Here is a 16,127-nt window from a genome sequence, read left to right as displayed (position 1 = left end):
CTACGCAAAGAAACGTAAACCAACAAAAAATCCTCTGCTTTTACGCTTGAAATGGCGACAAGCACCACCATTTTACAGATACAGTCATCAAAGACGTGCCGACAGGACGTTTTGACTTACCGCCTGTCCCGCCGGGAAGGCAAATACTTACTCGCTGATTTCAGGAGCTTATTTTTATGCGTAATTTCGATCTCTCCCCGCTTTACCGTTCTGCGATTGGTTTTGACCGCCTGTTCAACCTGCTGGAAAACAACCAGAGCCAAAGTAACGGCGGCTACCCTCCGTACAACGTAGAGCTGGTTGACGAAAACCATTACCGCATTGCCATTGCCGTCGCCGGTTTCGCTGAGAGCGAACTGGAAATCACAGCTCAGGACAACATGCTGGTGGTGAAGGGCGCGCATGCAGCCGAACAGAAAGAGCGTACCTATCTTTACCAGGGTATCGCCGAGCGCAACTTCGAGCGCAAATTCCAGTTGGCTGAAAACATCCACGTTCGCGGCGCGAATCTGGTCAACGGCCTGCTGTACATCGATTTAGAACGCGTCATTCCTGAAGCGAATAAACCGCGTCGTATCGAAATCAACTAATTCCCTGGGCCGCGCCGTGCGGCCTTAATCCCCGTGCTTGCCGATTGGGAGCACACTGCGAGCGTGAGCTTGCAGGTATTTACTCGCTTCATTGAAGGAGAATAACCATGCGTAACTACGATTTATCCCCGCTTCTGCGTCAGTGGATTGGCTTCGACAAACTGGCTAATGCGCTGCAAAGCACCGCGGAAACCGCGACGTTTCCCCCGTACAACATCGAAAAAAGCGATGATAACCACTACCGTATCACCCTGGCGGTGGCGGGTTTTCGCCAACAGGATTTAGATATCCAGCTTGAAGGAACACGCCTGACCGTGAAAGGCACCCCGGAGAAACCGGAACAGGAGCCGAAGTGGCTGCATCAGGGTTTAGTGACTCAGCCGTTTAACCTGAGCTTCACCCTGGCCGAGCATATGGAAGTTTCTGGCGCCACCTTTAACAACGGTCTGCTGCATATCGACCTGGTGCGTCATATCCCGGAAGCCATTGCGCCGCAGCGTATCGCCATCAGCGAACGCCCCGCGCTGAATAGCTAATCCGTACCGCGCGCTCCCCACTTCGGGAGCGCGCCTCTTTGAACTACCCCTATCGTATTACATCCCCCCGTAAACTGTGCGCTAACCCCCATTCATTCCGCTATAGCTCTGCCAGAATCCCGGATAACAATCGTGAGTTTCACAGGGATCCGGTATGAGTGAGATAGCGTTAACGGTTTCGATCCTGGCGCTGGTGGCGGTAGTCGGGTTATGGATCGGCAATGTCAAAATTCGCGGGGTCGGGCTCGGTATCGGCGGCGTGCTGTTTGGCGGCATTATCGTCGGTCATTTTGTCGAGCAGGCCGGGATTGGTCTTAACGGCCATATGCTGCACTTCATCCAGGAGTTTGGGCTGATCCTGTTCGTATATACGATCGGCATCCAGGTCGGGCCGGGCTTCTTCTCCTCACTGCGCGTTTCCGGGCTGCGGCTTAATCTGTTCGCTATTCTGATTGTGGTGCTCGGCGGCGTGGTCACCGCCATTCTGCATAAATTGTTCGATATCCCCCTGCCGGTGGTGCTGGGGATTTTTTCCGGCGCGGTCACCAACACGCCTGCGCTGGGTGCAGGGCAACAAATCCTCGCCGATTTGGGCACGCCGACTGACATTGTTGATCAGATGGGGATGAGCTATGCCATGGCTTATCCGTTCGGCATTTGCGGCATTTTGCTTACTATGTGGCTGATCCGCATGGTCTTTCGCATCAACGTCGACAGCGAGGCGGCCCAGCACGACGCCAGCAACGGCTTCAGCCATGCCCAACTGCATACCATTAATATTCGCGTCGAAAACCCTAACCTGAATATGCTGGCGATTCAGGATGTCCCGATCCTGAACAGCGACACCATTATCTGTTCGCGGTTAAAGCGGGAAGAGATGCTGATGGTGCCGTCACCCAACACCGTGGTGCAGATTGGCGATTTACTGCATCTGGTGGGGCGTGAGAAGGATTTGCACAACGCGCAACTGGTGATCGGTAAAGAAGTGGATACCTCGCTGTCGACCCACGGCACCGAATTGCGCGTTGAACGGGTAGTGGTGACTAACGAAAAAGTTTTCGGAAAGAAAATCCGCGATCTGCAATTCAAACAGCGTTATGACGTGGTGATCTCGCGGCTTAACCGTGCCGGGGTGGAGCTGGTGGCAAGCAGCAACGCCAGCCTGCAATTTGGCGATATTTTGAATCTGGTGGGGCGTCCGGCGTCTATCGACGCCGTGGCGGCAGAAGTGGGCAACGCCCAGCAAAAATTGCAGCAGGTGCAGATGCTGCCGGTATTTATCGGCATTGGGCTGGGGGTGCTGCTGGGCTCTATCCCGCTGTTTATCCCCGGTTTCCCGGCTGCGCTGCGGCTGGGCCTGGCTGGCGGGCCATTGATTATGGCGCTGATCCTGGGCCGTATCGGCACCATCGGCAAGCTGTACTGGTTTATGCCGCCCAGCGCTAACCTCGCCCTGCGTGAACTGGGGATTGTGCTGTTCCTGTCGGTGGTGGGGCTGAAATCCGGCGGCGATTTTGTTGATACGCTGCTGGCCGGCAGCGGCGTGAGCTGGATTGCCTATGGCGTGATGATCACCGCCGTGCCGTTAATCACTGTTGGCCTGCTGGCACGGATTTTCGCCCGCATGAACTACCTGACCCTGTGCGGGATGCTGGCGGGCTCGATGACCGACCCGCCCGCGCTGGCGTTCGCGAATAACCTTCACGCGACCAGCGGCGCGGCGGCGCTCTCTTATGCCACGGTCTATCCGCTGGTGATGTTTTTACGCATCATCACGCCGCAGCTGCTGGCGGTGCTGTTCTGGGGAATGGGATAGCATGCGTCTTTCCCGTCAAAAACCGGCGTTAACAGCGCCGGTTTTTTTATCGATGAAATAATGCCAGGCTATAACAGATTTCCGGCTCCGTCGTGCCGGGCATAAGGAATGAACATGAAAATTTCGCAGATCGGAGAAGCGCCGGATTACCGCTTCTCACTTGCCAATGAGCGCACATTTTTGGCCTGGATCCGCACCGCGCTGGGGTTTCTGGCGGCGGGGGTGGGGCTCGATCAGCTTGCTCCGGAGCTCGCCACGCCGCTGGTGCGGGAAATCATGTCGCTGATGCTGTGTATTTTTTCCGGTGGTATCGCGCTGTATGGCTATTTGCGCTGGCTGAACAATGAAAAGGCGATGCGCCTGAAGCAGGATTTTGTTTATACCCGCAGTCTGAAAACCATCAGCGTCGCCATGATGCTGATTGCGGCAGTGGTGATTGCAATGGTGATACTCGGTGGCTGACCCGCAGCGCGACCCGGGGTTACAGCCCGAGCGCACCTCGCTGGCCTGGCTGCGCACGCTGCTGGGCTATGGCGCGCTGCTGGCGTTAGCGCTGCGCCACAGCTGGTACCAGGCAGGCGCGCTGTTCTGGCTGTCGCTGGTGATCCTGGCGTTGGTCAGCGCGCTGATTTACGTGTTTGTCCATAAACGCAACCTGATGGATATTGCGCGCTGCGACTTTTCAGACCGGCGCTCGCTGCGCGGCAAATTGCTCATTGCCCTGGCGGTGGTGATGCTGGCGCTGCTGTTTTGCGTGTCCCACTTGCATAACATTCTGACGCTATTAGGTTAAACCAGATGGCTTTGCTGCTGTTCGCGATGCGCCAACGGCAGCCAGCACAGCAAAATCACGCCGCCCATCGCCGTCATCAACATACCCAGGCTGCCTTGCCCGGTTTGCGGTAGCAGCGCGGAGAACCAGGCCAGTAGGCCGGAACCCACGTTTTGCAGGCCGCCGACCAGCGCGCCTGCGGTGCCTGCCAGGAATGGAAACGGCTCCATCGCGCCAGTGGTGGCGAGAGGGAACAGCATCCCCGCGCCAAAGAAAAACAGCGTCGCGGGCAGCAGCAAGGTCCAGATATTCATGATGCCAAACCAGCCGGGGATCCACATCATTACCCCGGCCAGCAGGCAGCTCAATACCGATTGCCACATCAGCGAGGCAAAGCGTTTATTCTGACGGCCTGCGTACCACGCGCCAAAAAACGCCGCGGGGATGGGCAGAATAAACAGCACGCTGACCACCATGCTGTTTAGCCCCAGCACCGCGCCCATCAACACGCCGGCGCAGGCTTCAAACACCGCGATACCCGCCAGCCCGCCAATCAGCATCAGCAAAAAGCAGTTAAACGCGGCGTTGCCGAACAGGGTTTTATAGCTGGCGATCAGTCGGGTACGCGGAGCCTGCGCTGGTCGGGTTTCCGGCATCCAGCGGGCCATACTGAACGTGACCATCACGCACAGCGCCAGTAGAAACGCAAAGCAGGCGCGCCAGCCCCATACCGTATCCAGCACGCCGCCGATCAACGGCGCAAGCAGCGGGCTGACTAAGATCCCCATATTCAAAAGGCTGTTCGCGTGGCGCAGCGCCGGGCCTTCAAACAGGTCGCGCGGCATAGTGCGCGCCATTACGCCCGCCACGCCGGTGCCCATGCCCTGTAACGCGCTGGCGGCGATCAGCACCGGCAAACTGGTGGTGCGCAACGCAATCAGCGTGGCCAGCATAAAAATGCTCATTCCCACCAGGATAACGGGGCGGCGGCCCACGCGGTCTGAGATCGGGCCGTAAATCAGTTGCGAAAGGCCGTAAGTCAGCAGATAGGCGGCCATCACGCTTTGCATTGCGCCTTCACGTACCTGTAAATCGCGGGCCATATCGGCAATCGCCGGGATATAAATGGTTTGCGCCATTTGCCCGACGGCAATAAGCATAATCAGCATTAACAGCAGATGAGAATTCGTCAGCTTTTTCATGGCGATAAAGAGTATTTCTTATTTCTATGATGGAGTGTTTTTCTGGATAGCACTTAAAAGCGAGAGGAATCTACCACAATACAGAGATATCGCCAGATCATCGCGGGCGACAGGGCGGGGTGGGATGTAAACGCTTTTCGGCAACAAATATTGCCAGAAAGCGCCAGATTACAGCAGATTACCGTTCAGCAGATGGGTTGCCAGACCCCAGTTTTCGATCTTCAGCGACTGGCCATGGCGAATCAGCGTTGAGTAACTGCAATTGTGCGGGCTGTAGCGGGTAAAGGGCACACGAAAATCCGCGCTATCTAATAGCCACAGTAATCCCGCCAGCGTATTACCGTGCGTAACCACGCAGGTATCGCCTTCAGCTTTCCAGCCAAGCAGCGCCTGACGCAGCCGGTTCGCCGCTTCCAGCACGCTTTCCCCACCGGGTGGAACCACCGCGACATCCCCCGCGAACAGCGCATCGCCCACGGCGGGCTCGCGTTCCAGAATCTGCGCGGCGCTGAGTGCCTGAAAATCGCCAAGGTGCTGTTCATGCAGACGTGGGTCGAGATGGAGCGTGGCGGAATGCGCCTGAGCAATGGCCTGTGCGGTGGTTAGCGCGCGCCGGGAAGGAGAACCGATCACGGCGTTGAAGGTGTAACCGTCCAATGCTCCAAGCAGTGCATCGATTTGCCGAAGCCCGCGTGCGCTGGTGGGGCTTTCAAGCTGCCCCTGCAAAATACCGCGCTGATTCCATTCGGATTCAGCGTGGCGCACCACAATAAAACGCACCGACTCGCTCACAGACTTTCCTTGGGGAAAGAGGCTACCTTATCACGTCAGCGAAACCTGAAAAAAGCTGGTGTTAAAGGAGGGCGGTTGCCCGCCCTCCTTTGGTGCGACTTGACCCTGAATCACCGGAGGTATTTCAGGACTGCATCAAGCAGTTGCAGCAATGCAACAATGAGTTTGAGGACAAGGATAACCCAATCCATTCCGCTCATACGCGTCTCCTCTGGTCAAGGAGCACGCCGCTGACGTACCTTTCCGTTGCCTGTTGCCAGCAGCTTTGTTGGCGTAACACAGTGTGCTCTCACGGGGTTAAGGCACTGACGGCACCACCCGTTTCAGCCAGGACTTGCTTTGCGCCGCATATCACGGCCCCGTATCGCACACGGTGAACAGCAACTTCAGTATAGATAAATGCTGTATAAATGAACAGTATTTTCTGGACGACTTACTCATTGAGATCTATAGTTAACTAGCCTGAAACCGCCGCAATGTTTGCGATAGCGGTCAATTGGTCGTATAGTTACTTAGTTGACGTAACACAGTGTGCTTTTGCGGCGACCATCCGCAAAACCGCTCCAAAAAACCTCGCTTCTCGCGGGGTTTTTTGTTTTTTACTTCTGCCCGGCTAAAAATGCATTTGTGATAAATCTCACGGATTTTTCCTCCTCTTAATAAACCTCTTGTCAGCCGCGTAGCGCTGTGTTTGTATAAATTTTACCGTTGATCGAGAACTGAGATCCCATGACCGCATTCATGCACGCTTCTGACCTACTACTAACCGCGCAACCTGCCGCGGTGGTCGTCGTGCGTGTGGTGGTGGTCGTCGGCAATGCGCCGTAGGGTCCCGAGTCAACGCATCGATTCCAAAAACCCCGCCGGCGCAACCGAGCGGGGTTTCTTGTTTATCTCGCCCGGAAAGTAAAGCTGGCCCAGAAAGAGAAAGGACTGGAGCATGGCGACAATGGGCACAACTTCCCCTACACAACGCTTTACTGGCGCGCAACTGATCGTTCATTTGCTGGAGCGTCAGGGCATTACTACCGTTACCGGCATCCCCGGTGGCACCGTGCTGCCGTTATACGACGCGCTGAGCCAGAGCACAAAAATTCGCCACATTCTGGCGCGCCATGAGCAGGGCGCGGGTTTTATCGCCCAGGGCATGGCGCGCACCCAGGGCAAACCGGCGGTGTGTATCGCCTGTAGCGGACCGGGTGCGACTAACCTGGTTACGGCGATTGCCGATGCGCGGCTCGATTCGATTCCCATGGTCTGCATCACAGGCCAGGTCGCAACCTCGATGATCGGCGCGGACGCGTTCCAGGAAGTCGACACCTATGGCATCGCCATTCCCATCACCAAGCACAACTACCTGGTGCGCCATATTAGCGAGCTACCACAGGTGATCAGCGACGCGTTTCGCATCGCCCAGTCAGGCCGTCCGGGGCCGGTATGGATTGATATTCCAAAGGATATTCAGAACGCGGAAATTGACATTGAGAGCTTCCCGGAGCCGGGCCGCTGTACGCTTGCCCCGGCGTTTAACCCGCAGCAGGTGGCCGATGCGGCGGCGATGATCAACCAGGCGAAGCGCCCGGTGCTGTATCTGGGCGGCGGCACCCTCAACGCCGCGCCGCAGGTTCGCAAGCTGGCGGAGCAGGCCAACTTACCGACAACCATGACGTTAATGGCGCTGGGCGTATTGCCCACCGATCATCCGTTGTCGCTGGGTATGCTGGGGATGCACGGCGCGCGCAGCACCAATTTTATTTTGCAGGAAGCGGATCTGCTGATTGTTCTCGGCGCGCGTTTTGATGACCGGGCGATTGGCAAAACCCAGGAGTTCTGCCCGAACGCCAAAATTATCCATGTAGATATCGACCGCGCCGAGCTGGGCAAAATCAAGCAGCCGCATATCGCCATTCAGGGCGATGTGGCCGACGTGCTGACTCAGCTGACACCGCGCGTTATGCTTGGCGAACGTGCGCCGTGGCGCGCGCTGGTGGCGTCGCTGCAACAGGAATTCCCGTTCAATATGCCCAACGCCGATGATCCACTGTGCCATTACGGCCTGATCAAAGCGGTGGCGGCCTGCGCGGAAGAGAACGCCATCATTACAACCGACGTGGGCCAGCATCAGATGTGGGTCGCTCAGACCTATCCGCTGCGCCGTCCGCGCCAGTGGCTGACCTCAGGCGGTTTGGGCACCATGGGTTTTGGTTTGCCCGCGGCGATTGGCGCCGCGCTGGCCGAGCCGGAACGCCAGATAATTTGTTTCTCTGGTGACGGCAGTCTGATGATGAATATTCAGGAGATGGCGACCGCCGCTGAAAACGGCTTGAACATTAAAGTGATCCTGATGAACAACCAGGCTCTCGGACTGGTGCATCAGCAACAAAGCTTGTTCTACCAGCAGAATGTGTTTGAAGCCACCTACCCGGGCATGACGAATTTCATCAAAATCGCCGAAGGTTTCGGGATGAGCAGCTGCGATTTAAACGCGGCGCATGACCCGCAGGCGGCGCTGCGTGAAGCCATGGCGCGCCCGGGGCCATGCTTAATCCACGTACGAATTGATGCCCAGGAAAAAGTGTACCCGATGGTTCCGCCAGGTGCGGCCAATACAGAGATGGTAGGAGAATAAGCCATGCAACAACAAAACGTAATTCTGGAACTGACGGTACGCAACCACCCTGGCGTGATGTCGCATGTGTGTGGGCTGTTCGCCCGCCGGGCGTTCAACGTGGAAGGCATTCTCTGCTTGCCGTTGCAGGACGGCGACCACAGCCGCATCTGGCTACAGGTGGCGGAGGACCAGCGGCTTGAGCAGATGGTCAGCCAAATCGACAAGCTGGAAGACGTGATCCAGATTATCCGTCATCAGGACGATCCGGGCGTATTCAACAAACTGGAATTGTTCTTCCAGTAATGAGCTGACTTTTTGCATCACGCGCAAAGTTACTTTACCCTCGGGCTGACGATACACGGCTGCGGCCTTAAAACCGCAGCCCGTTAGCCTGGCGGGTGTCTGTGATCAAAACGCTGCATATTGAAAATTACCGTTCCATCAAGCAGTTGTCGCTGGATCTTGAGCGGCTGAATATCGTTTTTGGGCCGAACGGCACCGGTAAATCCAACATCTATAAAGCCATTCATCTGATGCACAGCGCCGCGCAGGGGGCGTTCTCGCAGGATCTCGCCGCAGAAGGCGGCATTCTCAAAGTGTTCTGGGCCGGACATAGTCGCCGTGATGAAAAGCGCCGCGTCACCCTGGCGGTGGAAACCGACCGTTATGAATATGAACTCCAGTTCGGTTTTGTTGAGAAAGTACCCTATCCCTCGCTGTTCAACCTCGATCCGGTGATCAAAGAAGAGAGCATCTGGCTGAGCGATCATCACCGCCGGGCGTCGGCGCAGCTGATGCGCCGCAAAAATCAAGCGGTGTTTTTAAACAATGTTCATCACGAAAAAGTCACCCACAGCGGCACGCTGTATGAGAACGAATCGGTTTTCGGGCAACTGGGCGAGCCGCATCTGTACCCGGAAGTGTCGCAAATGCGCGAAGCGATGCGTAACTGGCGGTTTTACCATGAGTTTGCGGTATCGAAAAACTCCGCGCTACGTGAGCCGCAGGTGGGGTACCGCTCCCCGGTGTTAGCCAGTGATGGCGCGAACCTGGCGGCGGCGTTTCAGACCATCGTAGAAATTGGCGATGAAGGGCTGTTGATGGCGATCCTCGATCAGGCGTTTCCGGGCTGCCGGTTCTTTTGTGAAAATCCGGGCGGGCGCTTCCAACTGTTAATGCAGCGCGATGGCTTAACCCGCCCGCTGGAGCCTGCTGAATTTTCTGATGGAACGCTGCGTTTCCTGTGCCTGGCCGTGGCGCTGTTAAGCCCGCGCCCTCCGGCATTTATCGCCCTCAATGAACCGGAAAACAGCCTGCACCCACTCATGTTGCCCGCGCTGGCGAAACTGATCGCCGAGGCTTCACGGTTTTCGCAAATCTGGCTGACCAGCCACTCGCCGGAACTGGCAAACCTGATTGAGCAACACAGCCCATTCACGCTGTATCAGCTGGGGATGGAGGAGGGAGAGACGCGGGTGACGCGTCTCTCGTAGGCGTTAATGCAGTATGGCTTCACCGGTAAGGTTTTCTAACGCGCTGAGCATATCGCGCGCTTCGTCTTCGTCGAGAATACTCATGGCAAACCCGACGTGAACCAGCACCCAGCGGTTCAGCAATTCTCGCGGATGGTCTTCACACACCAGCGCGATATTCACCTGGCGCTGTACGCCGCTCACTTCCACCGTCGCCAGTTCATGGATTTCTTCCCCGACGGCAATAATTTTCCCCGGTACGCCCAGGCACATAAGCAACTCCTGTAAAACTTAACTCAGGCGACTTTACCGCGCAGTAAAGCCCGACGGCTCATATTGACCGGCGCGTCGCGTCGAACCGGTAACGACAGTGCCAGACTGACGCTGTTTTCCGCCAGCGTAATGGCTTGTTCAGCATTGAGATGCGGATCGAGTGGCGACATCAGCGAACAGGCGACGTAATGCAGCGCTGGCGTCAACTCGCCGACGCGAAACGCCATATCCCCCGCCGGAAAGGTCAGCGCCAGCCGGGAACCCACCTGACGGCGCGGCCATTGCTGGTCCGGGCCAGGCAGCACCACCAGCTCCAGCATCCACGGCGTTAACATCGCACCGACCCACTGGCCTTCGAAAAGCTGAAACCCGCAGGCTTTGATCGGCATATGCGCCTGATAAAACGGTAGCGCGGCCATTTGTTGTTCGGCGACGCGGTTAAACTGCGCCTCAAGCGCCGCCGCCGGGCTGCTGTGCCAGCCTTCTACGTCCCAGATCAGTTCGTCGCGCATGGTTCATCCTGCCGTTGTATTTCCATTCCATGTTCCGCCAGCAGACGCTGCACTTCCCGCAGCGCCACCGCCAGCGCCCGCTGGGCGGTGGCGGTCAGCGTCATGCCCGGCGCCAGAGACGCCGGTTCGATGCCAATCAGAATTAACTTCCGGGGGTACTCCCCGGTCATTTTCAGCGCCATCAACACATCGCACAGGCCAAGCTGGTGGGGGGAGAGTTTCTCGGTAAACAGCGCGGGCACCTCGTCATCTTCGAGGATAAACACGCTGCCCGCCTCGTGATTGCTGCGCACCGCATCCACCACGATCAGCAAATCCCGGTCCGCCATGGCTTCCATCAGCTCCATACCCGAGGTGCCGCCGTCAAACAGCTCGACCTCAGGGGGGATCTGATAATTCGCTTCGAGGGCTTCAATGGCGCGAACGCCAATGCCTTCGTCGCTCAGCAGCAGATTCCCAATCCCTAATACCAGTGTGCGCATTACAGCACCTTAACCTTGCTCAGCTCTTTGCCGGTGAGATCCACCATATGCACCGCGCAGGACATGCACGGGTCGAAGGAGTGCACGGTACGCACCACTTCCAGCGGTTTTTCCGGGTCGGCGACGGTGGTGCCGATCAGCGCGCGCTCGTAAGGGCCCGGCTCATCGTTAAAGTTGCGCGGTCCGGCGTTCCAGGTGGAAGGAACAACCGCCTGATAGTTGGCGATCTTGCCGTCTTTAATCACAATCCAGTGGGACAACATGCCGCGCGAGGCTTCTTCAAAACCCACGCCACGAATTTCGCCCGCCGGGAATTCCGGCTTCACAAAGGTCTCAACATCGCCGCGCTTAATGTTGTCGATCAGCAGTTGATATTGCTGGGTCAGCGAATCCTGCAACACCCCGGTACGCACGGCGCGGCCCAGAATACGGCCCCAGGTGGATTGCAGCTGATCCGGCGTCAGCGTCTGGCCGGTGAGGGTCTGGTACAGCTTGCTCATGCCTTCGTAATGGGCGACGGTGCCTTCGTGTTTCGCCGCCAGGCCGCACAGCAACCAGGCCAGCGGGCCGACTTCCACCGGTTTGCCGTAAAACGTCGGCGCTTTCACCCACGAGTATTTGCCGTCTTCCTGCCAGCCGGTGTACTGCGGATTGGTTTCGCCTTCCCACGGTTTCAGTGGCTTGTCATCTTTGTACCAGGCGTGTTTGCCACTCTCTTCGATGCCATCGATAAGGTATTTATCGGTATGGCTGGTGATGGGGCGGAAGGTGGTGAAATCGGCACCTTTCATATAGCCGCCCGGGATAGCGAAGGTTTCGCCTTTGCGATCAACCGGCAAATCCGGCACCGCCAGGTAGAAATCGGCGGCTTTACCCAGTTGCAGCCACTGCGGATAGCTGGCGGCAAAAATCACTGCGTCTGGCTTGTAAACCTGCTCGATAAAGTCGCCCAGCTTATCGATAAACGACTTCACGTACATCAGCCGCTCAAGGTTCAGCACACTCGGCGCGTCGAGGTTAATCGGGTTCGCCACGCCACCTACCGCCAGGTTCTGAATGTGCGGCGTTTTACCGCCGAGGATCGCCACGATGCGGTTAGCATCGCGCTGGCACTCCAGCGCCTGTAAATAGTGCGCCACGGCAATCAGGTTCACTTCCGGCGACAGCTTCATTTCGCTGTGGCCCCAGTAACCGTTGGCGAAAATACCCAACTGACCACTGTCCACCAGCGTCTGAATTTTCTGCTTCACTTTGGTGAATTCCGCCGCGCTGTTCAGCGACCAGGTGGAAACGCCTTTCAACATCGCTTCGGCTTTTTCCGGGTCGGCCTTCAGCGCCGAGGTGATATCCACCCAGTCGAGCGCGGAAAGCTGATAGAAATGCACGATATGGTCGTGGATCTGGTGCGCCGCCAGGATCAGGTTGCGGATGTACTGGGCGTTAACCGGGATCTCCATTTTCAGGGCATTTTCCACCGCACGCACCGAGGCGATAGCGTGGATAGTGGTACACACCCCGCAGATACGCTGCACGATAATCCAGGCATCACGCGGATCGTGGCCTTTAACAATCTCTTCCATGCCGCGCCACATAGTGCCGGAGGACCATGCCTTAACCACCTTACCCTGCTCAATTTCACAGTCGATCCGCAAGTGGCCTTCGATGCGAGTAATGGGATCAATAGTGATACGTTGACTCATAATTTTATCTCTTCCTTAATGCGTTCTGACCGGGCCTGTTGCGCAGGTAAAATTGGCAGTAAACGGGTAAGTAATATGTAGGCGGCGATTTCAACGGCGACAAAGCCGATGGAAATCAGGATTTCGCTGGCGGTGGGGAAATAGTGATAACCGTTGCCCGGGTCGTAAGCGATGAGCGAATAGTTCATACGCCACAGCGCCGCGCCGAGCAGCAGGCAGACCGCGCTGATAAACAGCCCGCGCGCGCTATGGCGCATCGCGCTTTGCAGCATCACCAGCGGCAACGCCAACAGCACGATTTCGGCGATAAACAGCCAGGCGTAGCGATCGCCGGCAAATACCAGCGGCAGTTTGCCGTGCCACACTACTTCGCCGATGCGCAGCACCAGGAACAGGCACAGGAATACTTTGATCACATTGGTGAGCTTACGGAACAGCGACGTTTCATCCTGTTTGACGGTATTGCTGGCTTTCAGCAGCGAGCCTTCGAAAATCACAATTGAAAAGCCCATAATGAACGCCGTTAACAGCGAGAACAGCGGCAGCAACTCGTAGCTTTGCCACAGCGGATGCACCTTATAGCCCGCCACGATCATCAACGAACCCATTGAGGACTGGTGCATGGACGGCAGCAGCGCCCCGAGGCCGATGATGAAAAACATGACGCTATTCAGACGGCGCAGCGACACTTTCCAGCCCAGCCGCTCCAACAGCGCAGGCAGCAGCTCAAGGCTCATCACGCCGATATAAATAGTCATACAGACTGCGGTTTCAAACAGCACCGAGTTAGGGTTGAAGTGCGCGGGCATAAAGAAGTTGGGCATATTCCAGTAGCGGCCCAGGTCGATGGTGATCGACAGGCCGCCCATAGAGTAACCGAACAAACTCGCCAGCAGCGCCGGACGGACCAGGTCGTGATACTCGCCGCGGTTGAAGACATACACTGCCCAGGCCAGCGCCCAGCCGCCGCAGGCGAAGCCGGTGCCAATCAACAAGTCGAAGGCAATCCAGATGCCCCACGGGTAGCCGCCGTTGAGATCGGAGACATCGCCAATCCCCATTACCAGACGTTTGGCGACCAGCAGGAAACAGATAATCACCAGCGGCGCGAGGATCTTGATACTGAAGGTCAACAGTTTGCCGCCGAGGGGACGAAGCGCATGGTTACTCATGGCTATCCTCCTTATGAGATGCTGCCTGCTGCTCCTGAATACGGGAGTTGCGGCGTACCAGGAACGTGATGCCCGCCAGCGCCGCCACCGGCAAAATCATGCCTTTATAGAGCGAATGCTGAACGTGCTCGGAACGCGCCCCGGTCGCCAGCGGATCGAGCGCGGGCAATCCAAAATGCTCAAATGGCACACCAGAAAGCACCAGCACTTGTGTACCGCCGCCTTCCATTTCGCCGTAAACGTGGCTTTGATAATGAGCAACCGGATGCAGATACACATCCTGGCCGTTCACCCGCTGGCGCGGGTAGGGGTACTCGCTGCCGGGCTGCTGGGCAAGACGTTTTTTGGCCTCTGCCATCAGCTCCTCGCGGGTGCCGAAAATCACCGCGCCGGTGGGGCAGACTTCGGTACAGCCGGGCAAACCGCCTTTATCGAGACGCTCAACGCCTTTCTGGTTGCACAATTCGCATTTGTGGATATAGCCGAACGGATGATCGTAATCGTATTTCGGCACGTTGAACGGGCAGGCCACCATGCAGTAGCGGCAGCCGGTACAAACGTCTTTGTCGTACTGCACGATGCCGGTTTTCGGGTTTTTGGTCAGCGCCGAGACCGGGCAGGCGGAAACGCAGTTCGGGTCGACGCAGTGCATGCACTGTTTCTTGATAAACGCGTAACCGTCTTTTTCCTGATTCTTGTGGGTGCCATCGCCGCTGCGCCAAATCTGAATGATGTTATTAGTGTAGGGGCTGAGCTTATCGTTCACCGACCAGGTGTTATCGCCGTGGGCATAAGTATCCCCACGGTATTCGTTGGTTTGCGGATGGTTAATTTGCTGGCATTTGCTGACGCAGGCCTGGCAACCCACGCACAGGGTCGAGTCAAACAACATGCCGAGCGCACCGGGGATCGGTGGCCGATTTTCAGCTGCGGCTTGTACGGCGGGAGCCATCCCTGCTAATACTGCGCCCCCGGAAGCCAGCTTAAAGAAGTGACGCCGGTTCAATGCTTCTCCTCCCGATCCGCAGCGGATTTATCGGCTGGATTTTTACGGCCAAGCTGTTTCACCGCCATTACGCTGACGCCGCCGACGGTGCCCACTACCGCGCCCAGCAGCCCGACCGCACTCATCGAAACCGCGCCGCCTTCCGGGCGATTCACCTCCGGCACCTGAGCGCGCGGCGTGGGCTGGTGCACTTCGGCAAGCTGGGAGATGCCTTTCTTAAAGCCAATGCCCTCTTCGTTACAGCCGTAGCAGGGGTGCCCGATACCGACCGGCCAAATTCCGCCGCCCACGTCGCAAAACTCCAGCGTTGAGCAGTTGCCGTAGGTTTCCGGCCCTTTACAGCCTAAATGGTACAGGCACCAGCCCTGACGGTGGCCTTCATCGCCGAACTCACGGGCAAAACGCCCGGCGTCAAAATGCGGGCGACGCTCGCAGTTCTCGTGGATCAAACGCTCATAGGCGAACAACGGACGGTTTTTGGCATCCAGCTTCGGCGGGCGGTTAAAGGTGATCACATGCGCCACGGTCGCCAGGAAGTTGTGCGGGTTCGGCGGGCAGCCGGGAATATTGATGACCGGAATGTTGGGAATCACATCCTGTAGCGACACCGCGCCGGTCGGGTTCACGCCCGTCGCCGGGACGCCGCCCCAGGCCGCGCACGAGCCGATGGCAATCACTGCCGCCGCATTGGCCGCCGCTTCACGGATATGCTCAACAATAGGTTTACCCGCCACCATGCAGTAAATACCGCCGTCTTTCAGCGGAATCGACCCATCCACCACCAGCACAAATTTGCCTTTGTACTGTTCCAGGGCGCGGTGTTTGTTTTCTTCCACCTGATGACCAAAGGCGGCGGAAAGTACCTCGTGGTACTCAAGGGAAATCACATCCAGCACCAGGTTTTCTACCGTGGGATGTGTTGAACGTAACAGTGATTCCGTACAGCCCGTACATTCCTGCGCACCAATCCAGACCACCGGCGGACGGGACGGCGAAGACATCGCTTCAACCATCTCTGCGGATGCGGTGCCTGTTAATCCCATCGTTGCCGACAATGCTGCACACAGCGTCATGAAATCACGACGTGAAATACCATTATGATAAAAAGCCTGTTGTCCTTCGGACATGCTGTTCTCCCGAAAGCCTCTGCTCTGCACACCCCGGATGCAGGAAAGCCATTTCCCTGCGGCG

The 16,127-nt window shown here is 57.2% G+C and carries 19 protein-coding genes; 9 read left to right on the top strand and 10 right to left on the bottom strand.

The features are described 5' to 3' along the window. Positions 1-176 precede the first annotated feature (176 nt). The 5 genes from ibpA to FHW74_RS12235 all read left to right on the top strand — a co-directional run bounded on the left by ibpA (position 177) and on the right by FHW74_RS12235 (position 3,735). A complete protein-coding gene (gene ibpA / locus FHW74_RS12255) occupies positions 177-590 on the top strand; it encodes a small heat shock chaperone IbpA (protein WP_002435514.1) in 414 nt (137 codons plus the stop codon). Positions 591-697: 107 nt separating this feature from the next. Continuing rightward, positions 698-1,126 (top strand): small heat shock chaperone IbpB, encoded by a 429-nt coding sequence (gene ibpB / locus FHW74_RS12250; RefSeq protein ID WP_183170692.1) that lies wholly within the window; start codon positions 698-700, stop codon positions 1,124-1,126. Positions 1,127-1,280: 154 nt separating this feature from the next. Beyond that, positions 1,281-2,942: a putative transporter gene (locus FHW74_RS12245; RefSeq protein ID WP_183170691.1), complete on the top strand. Its 1,662-nt coding sequence runs from the start codon at positions 1,281-1,283 to the stop codon at positions 2,940-2,942. A gap of 114 nt (positions 2,943-3,056) precedes the next feature. Then, positions 3,057-3,404 carry a YidH family protein gene (locus FHW74_RS12240; RefSeq protein WP_161658772.1) on the top strand — a complete coding sequence of 116 codons (348 nt, stop codon included), beginning with the start codon at positions 3,057-3,059 and terminating at the stop codon, positions 3,402-3,404. After that, the gene (locus tag FHW74_RS12235) at positions 3,397-3,735 is read left to right on the top strand and encodes a DUF202 domain-containing protein (protein WP_183170690.1); all 339 of its coding nucleotides are present in this window, start codon (positions 3,397-3,399) and stop codon (positions 3,733-3,735) included. Before FHW74_RS12240 ends, FHW74_RS12235 begins: the two co-directional genes overlap by 8 nt. On the opposite strand, the gene emrD is transcribed toward FHW74_RS12235, so the two are convergent. From emrD to tisB, 3 genes are all read right to left on the bottom strand, one after another. Then, a complete protein-coding gene (gene emrD / locus FHW74_RS12230) occupies positions 3,732-4,916 on the bottom strand; it encodes a multidrug efflux MFS transporter EmrD (protein ID WP_183170689.1) in 1,185 nt (394 codons plus the stop codon). The genes FHW74_RS12235 and emrD overlap by 4 nt on opposite strands. A gap of 168 nt (positions 4,917-5,084) precedes the next feature. Then, entirely contained in the window at positions 5,085-5,708 is a 624-nt protein-coding gene (locus FHW74_RS12225; RefSeq protein ID WP_183170688.1) for a histidine phosphatase family protein, read from the bottom strand. A gap of 110 nt (positions 5,709-5,818) precedes the next feature. After that, positions 5,819-5,908, bottom strand: coding sequence for a type I toxin-antitoxin system toxin TisB (gene tisB / locus FHW74_RS12220; protein ID WP_125292879.1), 90 nt, complete (start codon positions 5,906-5,908; stop codon positions 5,819-5,821). 529 nt (positions 5,909-6,437) lie between these two features. On the opposite strand from tisB, the gene ivbL reads away from it, so the two are divergent. The 4 genes from ivbL (at position 6,438) to FHW74_RS12200 (ending at position 9,812) form a co-directional block, all read left to right on the top strand. Continuing rightward, positions 6,438-6,536 carry an ilvB operon leader peptide IvbL gene (gene ivbL, locus FHW74_RS12215; protein ID WP_125292878.1) on the top strand — a complete coding sequence of 33 codons (99 nt, stop codon included), beginning with the start codon at positions 6,438-6,440 and terminating at the stop codon, positions 6,534-6,536. Positions 6,537-6,648: 112 nt separating this feature from the next. Further along, entirely contained in the window at positions 6,649-8,337 is a 1,689-nt protein-coding gene (ilvB, locus tag FHW74_RS12210) for an acetolactate synthase large subunit (protein WP_183170687.1), read from the top strand. A 3-nt stretch (positions 8,338-8,340) separates the two neighbouring features. Continuing rightward, the gene (gene ilvN, locus FHW74_RS12205; protein WP_183170686.1) at positions 8,341-8,622 is read left to right on the top strand and encodes an acetolactate synthase small subunit; all 282 of its coding nucleotides are present in this window, start codon (positions 8,341-8,343) and stop codon (positions 8,620-8,622) included. A 101-nt stretch (positions 8,623-8,723) separates the two neighbouring features. Continuing rightward, entirely contained in the window at positions 8,724-9,812 is a 1,089-nt protein-coding gene (locus tag FHW74_RS12200; RefSeq protein ID WP_183170685.1) for an AAA family ATPase, read from the top strand. A 3-nt stretch (positions 9,813-9,815) separates the two neighbouring features. Here the strand turns inward: FHW74_RS12200 and hybG are convergent, their stop codons facing one another. From hybG to hybO, 7 genes are read right to left on the bottom strand one after another with little or no spacing between them, the layout of a single operon-like run. Next, on the bottom strand, positions 9,816-10,064 hold the full coding sequence (hybG, locus tag FHW74_RS12195) for a hydrogenase maturation factor HybG (protein WP_183170684.1): 249 nt from the start codon (positions 10,062-10,064) through the stop codon (positions 9,816-9,818). A gap of 23 nt (positions 10,065-10,087) precedes the next feature. After that, on the bottom strand, positions 10,088-10,576 hold the full coding sequence (gene hybE / locus FHW74_RS12190) for a hydrogenase-2 assembly chaperone (RefSeq protein ID WP_183170683.1): 489 nt from the start codon (positions 10,574-10,576) through the stop codon (positions 10,088-10,090). Next, positions 10,561-11,058 carry a HyaD/HybD family hydrogenase maturation endopeptidase gene (locus FHW74_RS12185; RefSeq protein WP_183170682.1) on the bottom strand — a complete coding sequence of 166 codons (498 nt, stop codon included), beginning with the start codon at positions 11,056-11,058 and terminating at the stop codon, positions 10,561-10,563. Before FHW74_RS12185 ends, hybE begins: the two co-directional genes overlap by 16 nt. Then, positions 11,058-12,758, bottom strand: coding sequence for a hydrogenase 2 large subunit (hybC, locus tag FHW74_RS12180; RefSeq protein ID WP_183170681.1), 1,701 nt, complete (start codon positions 12,756-12,758; stop codon positions 11,058-11,060). The genes FHW74_RS12185 and hybC overlap by 1 nt, the downstream gene beginning before the upstream one ends. Then, complete coding sequence (gene hybB, locus FHW74_RS12175; RefSeq protein WP_183170680.1) at positions 12,755-13,930, bottom strand: Ni/Fe-hydrogenase cytochrome b subunit; 1,176 nt, start codon at positions 13,928-13,930, stop codon at positions 12,755-12,757. The genes hybC and hybB overlap by 4 nt, the downstream gene beginning before the upstream one ends. Next, the gene (gene hybA / locus FHW74_RS12170; RefSeq protein ID WP_183170679.1) at positions 13,923-14,936 is read right to left on the bottom strand and encodes a hydrogenase 2 operon protein HybA; all 1,014 of its coding nucleotides are present in this window, start codon (positions 14,934-14,936) and stop codon (positions 13,923-13,925) included. The genes hybB and hybA overlap by 8 nt, the downstream gene beginning before the upstream one ends. Beyond that, positions 14,933-16,063 carry a hydrogenase 2 small subunit gene (gene hybO / locus FHW74_RS12165; RefSeq protein ID WP_183170678.1) on the bottom strand — a complete coding sequence of 377 codons (1,131 nt, stop codon included), beginning with the start codon at positions 16,061-16,063 and terminating at the stop codon, positions 14,933-14,935. The genes hybA and hybO overlap by 4 nt, the downstream gene beginning before the upstream one ends. Between the last annotated feature and the right edge of the window lie 64 nt (positions 16,064-16,127).

Source organism: Atlantibacter sp. RC6 (genome assembly GCF_014193285.1).
Lineage (GTDB): Bacteria > Pseudomonadota > Gammaproteobacteria > Enterobacterales > Enterobacteriaceae > Atlantibacter.
The sequence above is the reverse complement of the archived record's forward strand: the minus strand, read 5'-3'. Positions and strand labels throughout refer to the sequence as shown.

Coding starts and splice junctions, on each gene's coding strand:
- ibpA (WP_002435514.1), top strand. CDS start 177: ATGCGTAATTTCGATCTCTCCCCGCTTTACCGTTCTGCGATTGGTTTT.
- ibpB (WP_183170692.1), top strand. CDS start 698: ATGCGTAACTACGATTTATCCCCGCTTCTGCGTCAGTGGATTGGCTTC.
- FHW74_RS12245 (WP_183170691.1), top strand. CDS start 1,281: ATGAGTGAGATAGCGTTAACGGTTTCGATCCTGGCGCTGGTGGCGGTA.
- FHW74_RS12240 (WP_161658772.1), top strand. CDS start 3,057: ATGAAAATTTCGCAGATCGGAGAAGCGCCGGATTACCGCTTCTCACTT.
- emrD (WP_183170689.1), bottom strand. CDS start 4,916: ATGAAAAAGCTGACGAATTCTCATCTGCTGTTAATGCTGATTATGCTT.
- tisB (WP_125292879.1), bottom strand. CDS start 5,908: ATGAGCGGAATGGATTGGGTTATCCTTGTCCTCAAACTCATTGTTGCA.
- ivbL (WP_125292878.1), top strand. CDS start 6,438: ATGACCGCATTCATGCACGCTTCTGACCTACTACTAACCGCGCAACCT.
- ilvB (WP_183170687.1), top strand. CDS start 6,649: ATGGCGACAATGGGCACAACTTCCCCTACACAACGCTTTACTGGCGCG.
- ilvN (WP_183170686.1), top strand. CDS start 8,341: ATGCAACAACAAAACGTAATTCTGGAACTGACGGTACGCAACCACCCT.
- hybG (WP_183170684.1), bottom strand. CDS start 10,064: ATGTGCCTGGGCGTACCGGGGAAAATTATTGCCGTCGGGGAAGAAATC.
- hybE (WP_183170683.1), bottom strand. CDS start 10,576: ATGCGCGACGAACTGATCTGGGACGTAGAAGGCTGGCACAGCAGCCCG.
- FHW74_RS12185 (WP_183170682.1), bottom strand. CDS start 11,058: ATGCGCACACTGGTATTAGGGATTGGGAATCTGCTGCTGAGCGACGAA.
- hybC (WP_183170681.1), bottom strand. CDS start 12,758: ATGAGTCAACGTATCACTATTGATCCCATTACTCGCATCGAAGGCCAC.
- hybB (WP_183170680.1), bottom strand. CDS start 13,930: ATGAGTAACCATGCGCTTCGTCCCCTCGGCGGCAAACTGTTGACCTTC.
- hybO (WP_183170678.1), bottom strand. CDS start 16,063: ATGTCCGAAGGACAACAGGCTTTTTATCATAATGGTATTTCACGTCGT.